We start from the raw sequence: 15884 nt of genomic DNA, 5'->3' as shown, positions 1-15884 counted from the left end.
AGGCCGGCAGTGACAACCAGGTGACAGCCGGGCGCACCGGGATGTCACCTGCGTCGGCGTACAAAACCATGCCATGACTGATGCCACGATTGAGGTCGTCGAGCTGCGGAAGCGGTACGGCGCGACCCCTGCGCTGGACGGGATGACGTTCATGGCCCGCCCCGGGCGGGTGACCGGTTTCATCGGGCCGAATGGTGCCGGCAAGTCCACCACGATGCGGATCGTCCTGGGGCTGCACACCGCCGACGCGGGCCACGCTCTGGTCGGAGGACGGCCCTACCCGTCGTTGCGCAGTCCACTGCGAGCGCTGGGGACGTTGCTCGACGCATCGGCTCTGCACCCGGCCCGGACCGGCCGCAACCACCTGCTTTGGCTCGCGCAGTCGCAGGGCATCAGTGCCGGCCGCATAGACGAGGTGATTGAGCTGGTGGGCCTGGCTGGGGCAAGCCGTCGCCCGGCCGGCGGCTACTCGCTGGGCATGCGGCAACGGCTCGGGATCGCGGCTGCACTGCTAGGTGATCCGCCGGCGATCATGCTCGACGAGCCGTTCAACGGGATGGACCCGGAAGGCATCGTGTGGCTGCGCGGCTTCCTGCGTGCACTGGCCGGGCAGGGGCGCGCCGTACTGGTCTCCAGCCACCTGATGAGCGAGCTGCAGGACATGGCCGACGACGTGGTCGTCGTTGGCCGCGGCCGGGTGCTCGCTGACAGCAGTGTCGCCGAGCTGATCGCGGCACTGTCAGGAGATCGCGTACTGCTTCGGACGAGCATGCCTCAACCGACCGCGGCAGCACTGTCGACTGCGGGTGGTCAGGTGTTGCACACGGAGACCGGAGTGCTCGCCGTAGAAGGCCTTCTTGCCGAGCAGATCGTCGCAGTACTCACTGCGGCCGGACTGCCGTTCTCAGAGCTCACCCCTCACCGGGCAACGCTCGAGGAGGCATACCTCGCGCTCACCGGGGACGCGGTCGAGTACCGGGCAGTCTCGTGACCAGATACCTGCGCGCAGAGTGGGCGAAGTTCCGCTCCGTCCCTGGTTGGGTGCGCGGTACCGCGGTGGCGGCTCTGCTGATCCTGCTCTTCCCCGTGACCGGGCTGGGTGGCGGTCCGCCCGACCAGACGTCACCGATCCCGATCGGTCCGGACGGTACGCCGGTCAGCGACGCGTACTACTTCGTCCACCGGGCGCTGACTGGTGACGGCCGGATCACCGTCGAGGTCGGCAAACTGACCTCCCTGCGTGCAGGCGTGTGGGCGAAGGCAGGGCTGATCGTTACCGCCGGTCCGGAGCCAGGTGCACGCTACGCAGCGATCATGGTCACCGGCGGGCACGGCGTACGGATGCAGCACGACTACCTGTACGACCGAGCGGGTCCGCCGGCTACGGCGCGCTGGCTGCGGCTCACGCGCTCTGGCGACACACTGACCGGCGAGGCCTCAACGGATGGCGCTCATTGGACCCTTGTCGACACGGTGCGACTGCCTGGGCTGAGCGCGACCGTTCAGGCCGGGCTGTTTGTGGCCTGTCCACCTCAGGTCAGCGGACTTGGCACAGCGGGTGATGTGGCGACAGCGGAGTTCGGCAGCCCGCAGCTGAACGGTTCCTGGCCTGCGGCGAGCTGGGTGGGCAGTCAGGTCGGCGCCGCGGAGTTGTCGGGCGCGTTCGTCCCGTCATCGAAGGGTTTCAGGGTGACAGGAGCCGGTGACCTCGCGCCGGCGACGCGCAGCGACGTACCGTTCGGGATCGCCGCGAGCGACGTGCTCTTCGGGACCTTCCCGGCGCTGATCGTGATCGTCGTCATCGCCACGCTGAGCATCACCACGGAGTACCGCTATGGGCTGCTTCGCACGACGCTCAGCGCCGGCCCGCGCCGCAGCCGGGTGCTCTTGGCCAAGGCCGCTGTGCTCGCTGGTGTCACGTTCGCCACCAGTCTGGTCGCCACGGTCCTGGCACTACCCCTTTGGCTGCGGCTGATTCGCAGTATGGGTGTCTACCTGTTCCCAGCATCACCGGGTGTCCTATTGCGCGTCGCGGTCGGTACTGCCGCCGTACTGGCAGTCACTGCGGTCCTTGCTCTCGGCGTCGGCGTCATCCTGCGCCGGAGCGCCACTGCGGTCACCACTGTCGTCGCGGCGACCGTGTTGCCGTACCTCATCGCGCTGACGCCGTTCGTGCCGCCGTCCATCGCGCAGTGGGTGACGCGGGTGACTCCGGCCGCTGCGTTTGCTGTGCAGCAGACCCTCGTTCGCTATCCACAGGTCGACAGCGTCTACACCCCAGCCACTGGCTACTACCCGCTGCCGCCATGGGCAGGTCTTGGCGTGCTGTGCGGCTACACCCTGCTCACTCTGACCGTGGCTGCTGTTCTGCTGCGCAGGAGGGACGTATGAGGGCTGTACGCGCGGAGTGGACGAAGCTACGCACCACACCGGGTACTGCGTGGCTGCTGGTGTTAGCTGCGATCACCACTGTGGCGGCGAACCATCTGGGTCTCAGCGGTGTGTACGTCGGTCAGGCGCCGGTTGCGGTCGTGGCCGTGCTGACCGTCACTGGCGAGTACAGCAACGGACTCATCCGCATCACGCTGACGGCCATGCCAAACCGCGCGACGCTGATGGCTGCCAAGGCACTGGTCCTCTCAGCCGTGGTCGCGAGCGTCTCCTTGCTGGTCGTCGGACCGCGGGCGGTTGTGTACCTGGTGCTGATTGCGATCCTGAGCCTCGGTCTGGCTGCCGTACTGCGGGACTCCGCCGTCGCGGTCGGCGCCGTACTCGGACTGCTGTACCTACCGCCGATCCTGACCCAACTGGTTGCCAACCCACACCTGCGCCGACTGCTCGAGCAGATCGCGCCGATGAGCGCCAGCCTGTGGGTGCTCGCCCTGTGGTCGCTCGGGGCGATGCTCGTCGGCACTCTGCTGCTCAGGCTGCGTGATACCTGACGCAGATGACGTCGCCGCCAGCTTGGGAGAGGACGTGGAGGCCGGCGGTTTCCAGCTCGGCGCGTAGGGCGGCGGGCTGTAGGTGGCGGCGGTGTGGGAGGTACCAGGTGCCGTCGACCTGGATCGCGTCGTCCGCCGGGTCAGCAGCCTCGTAGCAGATGCCGCTGCTGGCGTCGTACCGGAAGTCGCCTTCGTAGACGCGGTCCGGGTCGTACATCGCGGTGGAGAGGACGTAGTACCCGGTGCTCTTGAGGCGATCGCGTACGGCGGCGAGCAGGTTGGCGCGGTCGGTGTCCGTGACGATGGACTGGAGGCAGTAGCTGTCGAGTACCACGTCGTACTGCTTGCTGCCGGCCCCCATTGCGCACACGTCCTGCACACTGAAGTTGACGTCCACGCCGCGCTGCCGGGCGAATCCCCGGGCCAGCGTGATCGCCTCGGGGATGAGGTCGATTGCGTCGACGCGGAAACCTCGCGCCGCAAGGAAGCACGCCGCCGGTCCGGTCCCGCAGCCGTACTCCAGTACGTCGGGCTCGGGCGGAAGGTCGAGCTGGGTCAGCGCGTGCTCGAGGAACGGCCGGTTCGGGAAGACGTCGTACTCGTCGGTCTCCCCGAAGAGGTCGCTCCACTGCGTCAGACCCCGCTGCACCAGCCGCTGGTACGCCGCCTGGTGCTCGGCGTAGTAGTACCTCACGCGGACCTCCGTCGTCGTCGAGCGCTTACTATGGCTCGCTGTCGTCCGCCTGACCACCCAATTCCGACGACGGCAGCGACCCACGGGAGGATGGCCGATGGACGAGGCGGAGAACCATCGCGCGGACGCCGAGGCGGAAGCCGAACGCATCCAGCAGGAAGTCGAAGAGGCCGCAGCCGACCCGGCCGCCCAAGAGGAGTGGATCCGCCAGTCCAACCTCATCTACGGCGGACTGGCCGCGGCCGGACTCGTCGTGGTGCAGCCGTTCCTGACCTCGTCCCCGCTCAACCTCTCAGCGAAGATCTGCGTCATCGCCTTCGCCGTCTCGATCCCGCTACTGGCCGCACTCCTCGTCCTGAACCGGCAAGAGGCGTTCCGCCACCGCGTAACCAGATCCCGCCTCGTCGCCGTCGCAAAGGCAATCGCCCAAGGCTCCGCCTTCGTCGGCATCGCAGCCGCCTTCTGGCACATCTCCCTGCCCGCCGGCATCGTCTTCGTACTCGTCGCGATCTTCGCCGTCGGCGTCCATTCCTCGGGCTACATCCAACTCGAATACGACAACAAATTCCGCTCCAGATTCCGCCGCCGCACCTGATCTGCGACGAGGCCCGCGCAGTGGGCTAGCTCGCGCTGCGACCCTTGTCCTCGGTCGCTGTCGAAGCGATGATGAGGTTCTTCGTCTGCGTTCAGAGAAAGAGGCAGCCAGTTTGTCGGCCATCCTTGTCCACGGCGCCGCCGGCTTCGTCGGGTCCAGTCTGATTCCGATGCTCGTGGCGAACACCACCTCACCACTGATCCTGACGGACAAGCGCCCCATCGACACATCCCATCTCGACGCCTCCCAGGCGCGGCTCGAGACCTCACAGACGGACAGCCTTGCGAGTCTCCCTGACGGCTCTGACGACATCGATGTCGCCATCATTCTCGCCGGCGAAACCAACGTCGATGAGGCTCTTGTCGATCCGAGGCGCGCCTTTGAGACCAACATCGCCATCGCTATCGATGCGGCCGAATGGCTGAGACAGAACCCGCAATCCAGGCTCGTTTACATGTCGTCCGACGAGGTCCTCGGTGAATCGTTTGCACCCCTGAGGGAGACCGAGCCGGCACGCCCCACACAGCCGTACGCAGCGTCCAAGACCTGTGCAGAGACGATCCTCACGTGTTACCGGGACACCTACGATCTCGATCTTGTGATCCTGCGTTCGTGCAACCTGGTCGGAGGTCGCCAGCGGGCGCAGAAGCTCATCCCGGTGGCCGTGGCGAGCCTCTTGAACGCGGAGCCCGTTCCAGTCTTCGGGACGGGCGAGCAGCTCCGCGAGTGGATGGCGGTCGAGGATCTCTGTGCAGCGTTGATGCTCGCCGCACGAGGTGACCTCCCAGCCGGTGTCTATCAGGCCACCTCGGGTGCTCAGCTCTCCGTTCTTCAGGTGATCGATCTGGTCGCATCAGTTCTCGGGCTTCCGCCGAAACTCGTCTATGTCGCCGACCGGATCGTCGAAGACAGGTCCTACGCAATGGACCCGTCGACGCTGCGGAGGTATGGGTGGAAACCGGAGGGCGACGTGACGGCGGCGATAGAAGCGGCAGCGGTTGCATTGTCTGACGCCTTCCGCGGCGGAGAGCGGCTCGCCCCGAATGCTGGGGCGCACTGATGCCGGGAGTACCGGCCTGGCAGGTAACACCGCATGGTCGACGCTCACTGAGCGAGGTCGCTACGGCCGCGGAGACGGATTCGCAGGCAGCTCGACTGGTGCTTCTGGTAGGGGCGGGGGTTGACCAATCGCTCAACCATCGACCCGGCTGGACAGATCTGCTCGGCGACGTCGCGAAAGCCGGCGACGTGCACGTCAACAGGACAGAGCTGAACGAGGTGTCCAACCAGTGGCCGATGGAATCGGCAGAGGCGCTTCGGATCACCCTGGGTCCGACCGGCTATACCGACGGGATTCGGAAGGCCGTCCCCTTCATTCCGGGTGACACAGCGGCGGCGACCCCGCTCGCGAAGGCGATTACGCGGCTCGTCTCTGGCGGCGTCAGTCTGATCGTGTCGCTGAACTACACAGACGACCTCATCGATGTGCTGCGGGCGAATCTGCCGTCCGAATTCGGCGTACGGGTGATCGAGCGGACCGAACTCTCGGCGTGGCCGCTTGGACAGCTGTTCCAGCCGCCCAAGAACCAGGTCAACGTCCTCCGACTCCACGGGGCGATCCCGTTCGACGGGGTCGTCGGCGAGCCGGTTGTCCTCTCCAGGTCGACCTATGACGCGGCGCTCAGCGCGGATTCGCCGTACCGCGCAATCTTGTCAAGGCTCTTCGAGGACTACGTCGTCCTGTCTGTCGGTGTGTCGTGGAACGATGTCGCGCTGCGCGATGCGGCGGCGACCGTGCGACGCAAATTGCCGATCGCCCGACCGATGCACTACGCGACACTCCAACAAGTCGGTACGACGCGTGACTGGTGGGAGCAACGCGCCTTGACCGCGTCGTACGGCGTTCGCCCGCTGTATTACAAGGAGCACGAGGAGGTCGCGCAGATCCTCGATTCGATCGCTGATATGGCGGCCGGACTTCGAACTCCCGCAGCGGACTCGCCGCTCGAAGAAATCGCCTCCTGGCTGGACGATGTGGGCGACTACGAGTCGCGGCAGCAGTCGAGTTGGTTCGCGCAGGGCGATACGCCGAACTGGCAAGCAATGGTGGATGCCATCCGGCGGGCGTGCGACGGCGACAGCATGGACCCGGGTGTGTGGCTGGCGTGTGCTCGGATTGAGAGCCATCTCCGGCACTTTCTGTGGTTCTGGCTCCCCATCTCGGACAGGTCGGCAACCCGTAAGACACTGTGGACCGGCATTGCCAGGAGTTGGGCATCCCTCGGGCTTGGTGCGCAGAGTGAGCTGTGGAACAGCGATCAATTGCAGGCAGCGCTGTCCTGGCGGAGCCAGTCACCTGCATCGACCAGTCGGGCGTTGCTCCAGTTCGCCATCGGTGCCCATGAGGTGATGGGTCGCGGTCCACAGGCCCCTGTTGTAGAGGAGTGGCGGAATCGCCTGTCTGTCCTCGCCCACACCGGGGGGAGCAGCATTACAGCGAAGCGATCGGGGCTGGCCAGACAGGTGTGGACCGACCCGGCGTCGCCCAGGTTGCTGGCTGAGGTGCAGAACGCATATTGGGAAGGCATCGAGGCGAAGGTCGCACTCGACCTGGTCGAGATGCGTATCAAGGACGAGGCCGGCGCTCGAACCGCTGTGGATCATGGACGTTCACCGACGATGAGAGATTGGCCTGACAGTCTCCGCGCGGATCTTTTCGGTCAGTGCGATCACGTCCGGGAACTCGCTCGAGTCGTCGGTTCGACCCGGCGGGAGGTCGGCGCGATCGTGCTCGCGTCCTTCTTCATCCCGGCGGATCAGGCGGAGGGTTACCTTATCGCCGCGTATCGCCGAATGACCGAGATGAGCGCTGGTCGTCCCGAGCCGACGGCGACCTGGGCGGTCATTATCGGCTTGATCGCGGCCTACTCCGACCAGGCTTCAGGCGTGGAGGACGCGCGGCTGGTACCGGTTTTGTGTGAATGGTTGCAGGACAAATGCGGACGGATCCCCTTGGACGAGCCGATTGCGGATGCAGTTGAGCAGGTCTACGCAGTCTTCTGGAAGAGGTTCCACCCTCGCGCTGCTGAACTCGCAGTCGGCGTCGCGAAAAGCCTTCTCGCTACGGCGGGTTGATTGCGTGGTTAGCGGCCAGACGACGCAACCGCCGTTATGCATGCAGCGTCGGGCGGTAGGTGAGTTGCTGGGTGTGGTTGTCGAAGGTTTGGGTTTCGAGGAGTTCTAGGTCGAAGTCGGCGGCGCCTTGGAAGATGGGGTCGGCTCCGGGTTGGCCGCAGATGACGGGGAAGAGGGTGACCTGGATGCGGTCTACCAGGCCTGCCTTGAGCAGGGAGCGGTTGAGGGACAGGCTGCCGTGGGAGCGGAGGGGTACGTCGGAGTCCTGCTTGAGGCGGGCGATGATCTTGGCGGCGTCACCGGTGGCGATGGTTGCGTCCGGCCAGTTGAGTGGTCCTTGGAGCGTGCTCGACACGATGGTCGCCGGCAGGTTCATCATGCGGGTCACCCATTCGTCGTACGACTCGGATGCCGGCGGGCTCGCGGCCACGATCGCCGAGTGGGTCCGGTACATGGTTGCTCCGAAGACCATCCGCGATGGCTCGCGGTACACGGCTGCGCGGTGCTCGAGCAGGTCGGGGCCTGCTTGCCCCAGTAGCCGCCCCAGTCGCCGTTGTGGGCGCCTACGAACGGCTCGAGGCCGATCCGACAGCCAGGTGACGGCGGAAGAACTGCGCGGACTCAGTTGCGACGTCGTACCAGATTTGTCCGTCGTACGGCGCGTCCGGATCGTCGAGGAGGTTGTGGTGGCCGCCGCGGATCGGGATCAGACGACTGTCTGCGTCTGCGGCAAGCAGTGTGCGATGAAGCAGCTCGGCTTGCTCGTAGGGGACCGTCTCGTCTGAAGTCCCATGAATGATCAGGTACGGCGGGGCGCCGGTCCGCACGTGCGCAACCGGGCTGGCCGCCCACAACTGACTCGTATCGCCGCCGACCAACGCGGTCACCGGGGACGGCTTGTCGATGCGCATCTCACCACCGCCGCGCGTGAGATCGCTCGGTCCACTGATCGTCACAACCGCCTGTACGCCGGCATCCGCCGAGCTGCTGAGCCCCGCCATAGCCGCCAGGTGCCCACCGGCTGACTGCCCCCACACGCCAATGTGCTCGACATCGACCGGTAGCCCGAGCGGGTTGCGCCGTAGCCAGCTCACCGCAGCCTGAACGTCCTCCAACTGCGCCGGAAACACCGCCTGCCCACTGTGCCGCACCGAAATCCCAACAGCCAGAAACCCAGCCCGAGCCATAGCCGGCCCCACAAACGGCAACATCGCCGCCCCTCGATCCCCAGGCCCCCACCCCGGACACCCATCAACCCGCACCACAACAGGCACCGGCTCCGAGGGCCACGTCCCCAGCACATCTAAACAAAGCTCAACCCCACCATGCGTCGCATACGGAACGTCCAGAAGACAACTCAGCCCCATCACCATGACCTCCTCACGGAAACCGTCACACCCCCCAACAACCAAGATCCAGAGCGGAACGAGACAAGCAGGTCATCTGCAAGCGCGACCACAACTGTCGCGGACGTTCTCGCGTTGACCTGGAGGCAGCCGACAGTCACCGGCGCCGTCGCGATTCGGGCCGCACGACCTTGCTGGCCGCGTTCCCGGCCCACTGGGCGGGCTGTGGCCCGACGGTTCGTCCGCACGCGGACGCCGGACCAGCGTGTCTCGGCGCACCGCCCAGCCGGCGCAAGATCTGTGCGCCGCAGCGACCGCACCGCCGCAGCGACCGCACCGCCGAAGGCCCGACCGCACCGCCGAAGGCCCGGCCGCGCCGGGGAGAGGGCCGGCCCTGCCAGAGATGCACGGGAACCCGGGCAGCTCACACCGGGGAAGTGCGTCCGCGCGAGTACGCCGTCGCCCGCGGCGGTAGCCGCAAGGTCCGGCGGTAGCCGGAAGGGATGCACGGCGATGAGCCGGGGGCGGGCGGGAGCGCGCGGAGCGGCCGCGGACGAGGAGCGGAGCGACGAGGAGTGGCTGCGTAGCACGCGTGGGATCGAGCTCCCAGTTCTCTCCGAATCACCCTCGCCTCGGAAACGATTCCAGATTCTTTGGCCAACGTTGTAACGAGCTATGTACACACCGTTCCAGCGTTGCTACTGTCCGGCCTGATTTGACATCGATGTCAACCTCAGGGAGTGGTCACGATGGTTTCGAGACGAGCGTTCCTGGCGGGCAGCGGTGCGGTGACGGTGGGGGGTCTCGGGTTCGTTCCGGGGCTCACATCTACAGCGCAGGCTGCGGTTTCATCGACGTCCGGCAGCCCCGCCCGGCTGCTGCCGGTGTTCAACCGCCCGAAACACCTGGATTACGGCGACGTCAGCAAACTCAGCGGGGGAGACCAGACCCTGCTGACAACGTTGCAAGGCATCGTCAACCGTACCGAGCCGGAGTTGTACTTCATCTACGACACCGGGACGCAGAGCGTGCCGGATGCCAAATGGCTGACCGACCTGCACCTACCGACCAAGCTGTACAAGAACCCGCTGGACCTGGTCGCGAAGTACCGCAATCGTGTGCGCGGCTCGATCGTCTACGACCCCGCCGTACCCGACTCGCTCAACGTCGCCACGACGCTGGCCGGTCTGGAGAACGCCGTCGTCGCGGATGCCGATCAGGCGAAGGCGTACGGCCTGAAGATCGTGAAGGACCTGCGCGGGATGTTCGACGACGACCGCGTGAAGACGTACCGGTGGCAGCTCGACAACCTGTTCCCGCGCGTCACCAAGCAACTGCTCGCTGGTCTGCCGCCGACCCGCGTGGTGAATGTCGAGGACGTGCAGTGGCTCGAGATCGCCCGTGAAACAAGGCAGATCCGCGACTCGTCGAACCGCGGCAACTTCGATCTCGACGTCTCCGCGAAGCTCGGCAAGGAGAAGGTGTTCGTCCTGTTCCAGGACTCGTTCACCAATGACGGCTGGGGTCCGTCGGTCTCCGAGGTCTGGGTGAAGGCGAACGGCACTGAGATCGCGCATTTCAAGCCGGACACCCCGGAGGAGGCGCAGTACCTCTTCGACGGCGCCAACTCGAGCATCGGCGGCGAGGCCAACCGGTTCAGCGACGGCGGCGGCTACTTCATCTACGGCTTCGAGCCGCCGGCAGGTACGACGTCCCTGGTCGTCACGGTGACGATGTGGAACCAGTACCTCGTCACCGCGACCGACACGGCACCGACCCGCGTCGAGCCGTTCCCGTACTTCCGCGACTACGTGGTAGCCACCAAGGCCCTGGTGAGCTGGCTACCGCCGGGCGGCGAGACGGGCGACCTACTCATCGAGCACTACGCCAAGTGGCCGACGCTCGCGCCGTACATGGGCTGGTTCGCGAACGACGTCTCCGGCGAGTGGGACGGCGTCGACCTCGCGAGCCAGGGTGGTTCGCCAGTGGTCGCTGCCGACTTCTACATGAACGGCACGGTCCACGCCGGCACGGCCGCGCCGATCTCTCCCAAGCCCAGGCCGGTACGGCGGATCAGCACGCCGAAGAACAAGGTCTATCTGACGCTGACGTTCGGCGAAGGCGACAACATCCAGTACTGCCAGCGCCGGCTGCGCGACATCTGGGACGACCCGAAGCGTGGCGAAGTCCCGACCAACTGGACCATCAGCCCGTTGCTCGCCGAGGCCGGTCCGAACATCTACAGCCACTACCAGCGCACTGCCACCGCCAACGATCTCCTCGTCTGCGGCCCGTCCGGCGGCGGCTACACCTACCCGGTGTCGTGGAAGGCGAACGAGATCACGCAGTACCTGAAGATGAGCGGCGACTTCATGCGTCGCACCGGCCTGGACGTGGTGTACGCGTACAGCGGCAGGCAGGACGACAAGTGGGTGCTGCTCCCCGAGGCGATCGCCAAGGGGTACGCCGATTACACGCCGCTGAAGGGGATCATGCAGACCTGGGACGGCGACACGCTTGCCGTCCGCCAAGGCGGTCTGCCGATCACCGGGAACTGGGGCGCGCCGGGGAACGCGGCCGAGTACAAGGCCGCGCTCGACCAGCGCATCGCCGGCTGGGACGGTGCGAGCCCGCTGTTCATCTCGGGCGGTATCGGCGCCTGGAACTGGACGCCGTCCGATATGGCGGAACTCGCACCGCTGCTCACCGACCCCTACGAGCTCGTCCTCGCGAACACGTTCTACGACCTGCTCAACAGGGTGCTGTAACTAGTTTCATTGCAACTACCAGTGGTGGGCGACGTCCACCACCAACCGGGCGCCCGTGCCCGGCCCCGTCAGCGTGAACACGCGGAACGGGAGCCGGGCGCGGACCCCCAGCCCGAGCGTGCTCTGCCCCTCGAAGCTGCCCGCGAACGCAACCTGCCGGAACGTGCTGTACCCGGCCACGTTCGTCAGCTCCTTGCCGTTCTTCGGCAGGTACGTCGGCTTTCCGGTGTTGATGTCGTACGCCGGCGCGTGGACGACGAGCTGCAGCCTCGCGCCACCGCGGAGCGGGACGAGGAAGCCGGAACCGTCTTGCCGGACGCTGCTGACGTACCGCACGTCGTACCCCGTCGCCCCGTTGGCCAGGTCGATGACGAGCCGGTCATAGCAGGCGTGGCGTCCGGTGCGGACGTTGGTGACGGACGTCGCTGCGTTCGGCAACGGCGGCCGCACCTGGTTCGTGTGGACCTCGGGCAGCGAACCCCAACCGCGTGGGCAAGACGCGGAGGCGGTCGTGACGGAGGTCTTGTGGGGGGCGGTGGACGATCCGCTGACGGCCGGCGCGGCGAATGCCACGGTGGGGACTGTCAGCACTGCGACTGCGGTGAGGATCGCCTTGGGGGTGATGTGGTGAAGTTTCATGATGTCCCCCCTTCAGGACTTACTCGTTGGACGCGCCATACGACCGGTTGGTTGACTGCGGGGTATGACGCCAGACGAACTGCTCGACGTGTTCCACCGCCGGATCCGCTTACCGGACGCCGACACGATCCCCGGGTGGAAGCAGGAGCATGAGGGCCTGGTGCATCGCTCGTACGTCGAGGGTCCCGAGGGAGCCGGTTTCGTCGAGACGCCGCGCGGGCTGGGCGACGACCCGGACGCCGTGATCGAGCAGGAGCTGGCCTTCTTCCGGGAGCGCGGGCTGCCGTTCGAGTGGAAGACCTACGCGTACGACGAGCCGGCCGATCTGGGGGAGCGGCTGGTCAAAGCGGGCTTCACCAAGGAGGACCCGGAGACGCTGATCCTCGGCGAGGTGGATCGGATCCTCGAGAGGCCGTCGGCGCTGCCGTCGAAGGTGCGGTTGCGGGAGGCCGACGGACCAGATGACTTCCAGCGGATCGCCGTACTGACCGACACGCTCTGGGGCAACGGGCTGGCGCGCATCGTGGAGCAGTTGCAGGGCGAGGCGCGGATGTTCCCGGACCGGCTGTCTGTCTTCCTGGTCGAGGACGTGCTGAAGCAGGGCCCGGCCGTGTCGGCCGCGTGGATCCGGTTCCACCCCGGCACCGGATTCGCCAGCCTCTGGGGCGGCGGAACGCTCCCGGAGTGGCGGCGCCAGGGGCTCTACAGCGCGCTGCTCGTCCACCGCGCCCGGCTGGCGAAGGACCGCGGCTACGAGTTCCTCCGCGTCGACGCCACCGAGGACTCCCGCCCCATCCTGCAGAAGCTGGGTCTCCATGCCGTAACAACCACGACACCCTACGAGTGGACACCCTGACTTAGGGCACGGCGGCTCGTCCCGCGCCTGCTGCGCGGCACTCGGCGGGCACCTCGCTGCGCTGGAGCCGAGCCCACGATGCTCCGCATCGCCACCTCGTCTCCAGCGCACCGAGGCACTCCGCCGAGCACCTGCTCGCGACGGCGCGGGACGAGCCGCCGTGCCCTAACGAGCGGAACGACCGGCTCACGCTGTACGTTGCCTGCATCATGGCCCTGAAAATCGCTTCTCGCTTCCGCCGGCTGCTGCAGCGCCCCGGCTCGATCGATCTCGGCCCGTACGAACGGCTCACCCAGCTGGTCGGCGAGGCGGAGGAGTCGGTCCAGTCCCTGACCGACGAAGAGCTCACCGAGGCGGCCACGGAGCTGCGGACCACCGGTGGCCTGCACGAGGACGAGCAGATCGAGTTCCTCGCGCTGGCCCGGGAGGCGGGCCAGCGGGCGCTCGGCGAGCGCGCGTTCGACGGCCAGGTCGTCGGCGCGCTGGCGATGCTGCAGGGCCGCGTCGTCGAGATGGCGACCGGTGAGGGCAAGACGCTGGCCGGTGCGATCGCCGCCGCCGGGTACGCGATCGGCGGCCGCAAGGTGCACGTGCTGGCCGTGAACGACTACCTGGCCAAGCGCGACGCCGAGTGGATGGGCCCGGTGTACGAGCTGCTCGGTGTGACCGTGTCGCACGTCGGCCAGGTGTCCACGCCGGAGGAGCGCCGCGAGGCGTACCAGGCGGAGGTCTGCTACGTACCGGTCAACGAGATCGGGTTCGACGTACTGCGGGATCGGCTCGTCACGAAGGTCGACGACCGGGTCACGGTCGACGCGGACGTGGCGCTCGTCGACGAGGCCGACTCGGTGCTGATCGACGAGGCCCGCGTGCCGATGGTGCTCGCCGGTGCGACCCGGTCCGAGGCGCTGGACGACGACGTGGTCCAGCTGGTCCGGACGCTGCGCGCGGGCGTGGACTACGAGATCGACGGCGACGGCCGGACCGTCGCGCTGACCGACCGCGGCACCGACAAGGTCGAGAATGCCCTCGGCGCGGCAGCCGAGGCAGCGGCGGCAGAGGCGGCGGCAGAGGCGGAGGCGGAGGCGGCTGAGGTCGCGGCGGTCGATGAGCCGGCGACCGATGAGCCAGCGGCCGACGACTCGGTGACTGATGAGTCGGCGACCGACGACGCAGCGACCGCTGACTCGGAGACCGATGAGGCGACCGATGAGGTGACCGAGGAAGCGGAGCCCGCGGCGGAGTTCAACCTGTACGCGGACGAGAACCTGGACCGGCTGACCCAGATCAATGTCGCACTGCACGCCGAGGTGCTGCTGCGCCGCGACGTCGACTACCTGGTTCGCGACGGCAGGGTCAGCCTGATCAACAACAACCGCGGCCGCGTCGCGAAGCTGCAGCGCTGGCCCGACGGTCTGCAGGCTGCGGTCGAGGCCAAGGAGGCCGTCCCCGTCAGCGACTCCGGTGAGGTGCTGGACAGCATCACCGTCCAGGCGCTGGTCAAGCGGTACAAGACGCTGTGCGGCATGACCGGTACGGCGGTCGTCGTCGGGGAGTCGCTGCAGGAGTTCTACGAGGTCGATGTCGCCGTCGTACCGCCGAACACGCCGAACGTCCGCAAGGACGACCCCGACCGGTTGTACCTGACGGTCGAGCAGAAGAACGAGGCGCTGGTCAAGCACATCGGCGTCGTCCACGAGTCCGGCCGGCCGATCCTGATCGGCACGCACAGCGTCGAGGAGTCCGAGCAGCTCAGCGACAAGCTCGAAGCGGCCGAGATCGAGCACGTCGTACTGAACGCGAAGAACGACGCCGAAGAGGCGGCGATCATCGCCGAGGCGGGTGTGCCGGGGACCGTGACGGTGTCGACGCAGATGGCCGGCCGCGGTACCGACATCCGGCTGGGTGGACGCGACGAGACGCATGACAAGGAGAAGGCCATCGAGCTCGGTGGCCTGTACGTCATCGGCACCGGTCTGCACGCGTCACGACGGCTCGACGACCAGCTGCGTGGTCGCGCCGGGCGTCAGGGCGACCCGGGCGGGACGCTGTTCTTCGCGTCGCTCGCGGACGAGCTCGTCACGCGGTACTCCGTCTCGTCGGGCCTGCGCCCGCACCCGGACGACACCGGGCGGCTGACCGACCGCAAGTCGATCGGCGTACTCGAGCACGCGCAGCGCGTAGCCGACGGTGCGAACGCCGAGCTGCACCGGACCACCTGGCAGTACAACCGGCTGACCGGTCAGCAGCGGGCGATCCTGCTCGAGACCCGCGAGAAGGTGCTGACCGACGACCTGGCCGCGACCGAGCTCGCCGAGCGGGCCAAGGAGCGGTACGACGAGCTGGTCGACGAGGTCGGCGAGGACGTGGTGAAGGCCGCCGCGCGCCGGATCGCGCTCGGTCATCTGGACCGGCGGTGGACCGACCACTTGGCGTACCTGGCCGACCTGCGCGAAGGCATCCACCTGCGCTCGCTGGCCGGCGGCATCGTGCACCTGAAGCCGATCGACGAGTTCAACAAGTCGGCGATCGCGTCGTTCGACACGCTGATCGAGGACGCCTGGAAGGACGCGGCCGACACGTTCGGTACGGCGGAGATCACGTCCGACGGGCTCGACGAGGAGGCCAGCGGGATCCCGCGGCCGACCGCGACCTGGACGTACCTGGTCAACGACAACCCGTTCGGCACCGAGGCGGACCGCATCCTCGGCCGGCTCCGCAACGCGATCAAGCCCGAGTCGGCCGCCGAGCCCGAGGAGATCCTCGCCGAGGAGTTCGACGAGGACGACCTCCCGGAGGAACTCCGCGACGCGGACGACGATTCGGACGACGACGAGGACCTGCCCGAGGAACTGCGCGAGGCCGCCGACGATTCGGCCGACGAGAAGTCGGACAAGAAGGACTAAGAC

The 15884-nt window shown here is 67.2% G+C and carries 13 protein-coding genes; 9 read left to right on the top strand and 4 right to left on the bottom strand.

Translation table 11 applies throughout. From position 1 onward, the window contains the following. The first annotated feature begins 73 nt into the window (after window positions 1-73). Genes ACQPYH_RS26340 through ACQPYH_RS26330 form a run of 3 tightly spaced genes read left to right on the top strand, consistent with a single transcriptional unit; the run spans window position 74 to window position 2942 of the window. The gene (locus tag ACQPYH_RS26340; protein WP_432876413.1) at window positions 74-991 is read left to right on the top strand and encodes an ATP-binding cassette domain-containing protein; all 918 of its coding nucleotides are present in this window, start codon (window positions 74-76) and stop codon (window positions 989-991) included. Then, a complete protein-coding gene (locus tag ACQPYH_RS26335; RefSeq protein WP_432876412.1) occupies window positions 988-2391 on the top strand; it encodes an ABC transporter permease subunit in 1404 nt (467 codons plus the stop codon). Before ACQPYH_RS26340 ends, ACQPYH_RS26335 begins: the two co-directional genes overlap by 4 nt. Then, a complete protein-coding gene (locus ACQPYH_RS26330; RefSeq protein WP_432876410.1) occupies window positions 2388-2942 on the top strand; it encodes a hypothetical protein in 555 nt (184 codons plus the stop codon). The genes ACQPYH_RS26335 and ACQPYH_RS26330 overlap by 4 nt, the downstream gene beginning before the upstream one ends. On the opposite strand, the gene ACQPYH_RS26325 is transcribed toward ACQPYH_RS26330, so the two are convergent. Continuing rightward, a complete protein-coding gene (locus tag ACQPYH_RS26325; RefSeq protein ID WP_432876408.1) occupies window positions 2923-3636 on the bottom strand; it encodes a class I SAM-dependent methyltransferase in 714 nt (237 codons plus the stop codon). The two genes, ACQPYH_RS26330 and ACQPYH_RS26325, sit on opposite strands and share 20 nt — an antisense overlap. Window positions 3637-3733: 97 nt before the next feature. Here ACQPYH_RS26325 and ACQPYH_RS26320 point away from each other — a divergent pair, with 97 nt between their 5' ends. The 3 genes from ACQPYH_RS26320 (at window position 3734) to ACQPYH_RS26310 (ending at window position 7366) form a co-directional block, all read left to right on the top strand. Then, window positions 3734-4231: a hypothetical protein gene (locus ACQPYH_RS26320; protein WP_432876406.1), complete on the top strand. Its 498-nt coding sequence runs from the start codon at window positions 3734-3736 to the stop codon at window positions 4229-4231. A 169-nt stretch (window positions 4232-4400) separates the two neighbouring features. Next, complete coding sequence (locus ACQPYH_RS26315) at window positions 4401-5291, top strand: NAD-dependent epimerase/dehydratase family protein (RefSeq protein ID WP_432876404.1); 891 nt, start codon at window positions 4401-4403, stop codon at window positions 5289-5291. Continuing rightward, window positions 5291-7366 carry an SIR2 family protein gene (locus ACQPYH_RS26310; protein WP_432876403.1) on the top strand — a complete coding sequence of 692 codons (2076 nt, stop codon included), beginning with the start codon at window positions 5291-5293 and terminating at the stop codon, window positions 7364-7366. Before ACQPYH_RS26315 ends, ACQPYH_RS26310 begins: the two co-directional genes overlap by 1 nt. 34 nt (window positions 7367-7400) lie before the next feature. On the opposite strand, the gene ACQPYH_RS26305 is transcribed toward ACQPYH_RS26310, so the two are convergent. Together ACQPYH_RS26305 and ACQPYH_RS26300 are read right to left on the bottom strand one after the other, a co-directional pair. Beyond that, a complete protein-coding gene (locus ACQPYH_RS26305) occupies window positions 7401-7820 on the bottom strand; it encodes a dihydrofolate reductase family protein (RefSeq protein ID WP_432876401.1) in 420 nt (139 codons plus the stop codon). Between the two features lie 109 nt (window positions 7821-7929). Continuing rightward, a complete protein-coding gene (locus tag ACQPYH_RS26300) occupies window positions 7930-8733 on the bottom strand; it encodes an alpha/beta hydrolase fold domain-containing protein (protein ID WP_432894484.1) in 804 nt (267 codons plus the stop codon). A 728-nt stretch (window positions 8734-9461) separates the two neighbouring features. Between ACQPYH_RS26300 and ACQPYH_RS26295 the strand changes: the two genes are divergently transcribed. Continuing rightward, window positions 9462-11480 carry a GxGYxYP domain-containing protein gene (locus ACQPYH_RS26295; RefSeq protein ID WP_432876399.1) on the top strand — a complete coding sequence of 673 codons (2019 nt, stop codon included), beginning with the start codon at window positions 9462-9464 and terminating at the stop codon, window positions 11478-11480. 15 nt (window positions 11481-11495) lie between these two features. On the opposite strand, the gene ACQPYH_RS26290 is transcribed toward ACQPYH_RS26295, so the two are convergent. Beyond that, window positions 11496-12119, bottom strand: a complete 624-nt coding sequence (locus ACQPYH_RS26290) for an AMIN-like domain-containing (lipo)protein (RefSeq protein WP_432876397.1) — start codon at window positions 12117-12119, stop codon at window positions 11496-11498. 64 nt (window positions 12120-12183) lie between these two features. Here ACQPYH_RS26290 and ACQPYH_RS26285 point away from each other — a divergent pair, with 64 nt between their 5' ends. Both ACQPYH_RS26285 and ACQPYH_RS26280 read left to right on the top strand, forming a co-directional pair. Continuing rightward, complete coding sequence (locus tag ACQPYH_RS26285; protein WP_432876395.1) at window positions 12184-12975, top strand: GNAT family N-acetyltransferase; 792 nt, start codon at window positions 12184-12186, stop codon at window positions 12973-12975. A 209-nt stretch (window positions 12976-13184) separates the two neighbouring features. Next, complete coding sequence (locus ACQPYH_RS26280; protein ID WP_432876393.1) at window positions 13185-15881, top strand: accessory Sec system translocase SecA2; 2697 nt, start codon at window positions 13185-13187, stop codon at window positions 15879-15881. The last annotated feature ends 3 nt before the right edge of the window (window positions 15882-15884 follow it).

Source organism: Kribbella sp. CA-245084, assembly GCF_050942355.1.
Taxonomy (GTDB): Bacteria; Actinomycetota; Actinomycetes; order Propionibacteriales; family Kribbellaceae; genus Kribbella.
Note: the sequence above shows the minus strand (reverse complement) of the source record. Positions and strands in the feature narration are given on the sequence as shown.

Coding starts and splice junctions, on each gene's coding strand:
- ACQPYH_RS26340 (WP_432876413.1), top strand. CDS start 74: ATGACTGATGCCACGATTGAGGTCGTCGAGCTGCGGAAGCGGTACGGC.
- ACQPYH_RS26330 (WP_432876410.1), top strand. CDS start 2,388: ATGAGGGCTGTACGCGCGGAGTGGACGAAGCTACGCACCACACCGGGT.
- ACQPYH_RS26320 (WP_432876406.1), top strand. CDS start 3,734: ATGGACGAGGCGGAGAACCATCGCGCGGACGCCGAGGCGGAAGCCGAA.
- ACQPYH_RS26315 (WP_432876404.1), top strand. CDS start 4,401: ATGCTCGTGGCGAACACCACCTCACCACTGATCCTGACGGACAAGCGC.
- ACQPYH_RS26310 (WP_432876403.1), top strand. CDS start 5,291: ATGCCGGGAGTACCGGCCTGGCAGGTAACACCGCATGGTCGACGCTCA.
- ACQPYH_RS26305 (WP_432876401.1), bottom strand. CDS start 7,820: ATGTACCGGACCCACTCGGCGATCGTGGCCGCGAGCCCGCCGGCATCC.
- ACQPYH_RS26300 (WP_432894484.1), bottom strand. CDS start 8,733: ATGGGGCTGAGTTGTCTTCTGGACGTTCCGTATGCGACGCATGGTGGG.
- ACQPYH_RS26295 (WP_432876399.1), top strand. CDS start 9,462: ATGGTTTCGAGACGAGCGTTCCTGGCGGGCAGCGGTGCGGTGACGGTG.
- ACQPYH_RS26290 (WP_432876397.1), bottom strand. CDS start 12,119: ATGAAACTTCACCACATCACCCCCAAGGCGATCCTCACCGCAGTCGCA.
- ACQPYH_RS26285 (WP_432876395.1), top strand. CDS start 12,184: ATGACGCCAGACGAACTGCTCGACGTGTTCCACCGCCGGATCCGCTTA.
- ACQPYH_RS26280 (WP_432876393.1), top strand. CDS start 13,185: ATGGCCCTGAAAATCGCTTCTCGCTTCCGCCGGCTGCTGCAGCGCCCC.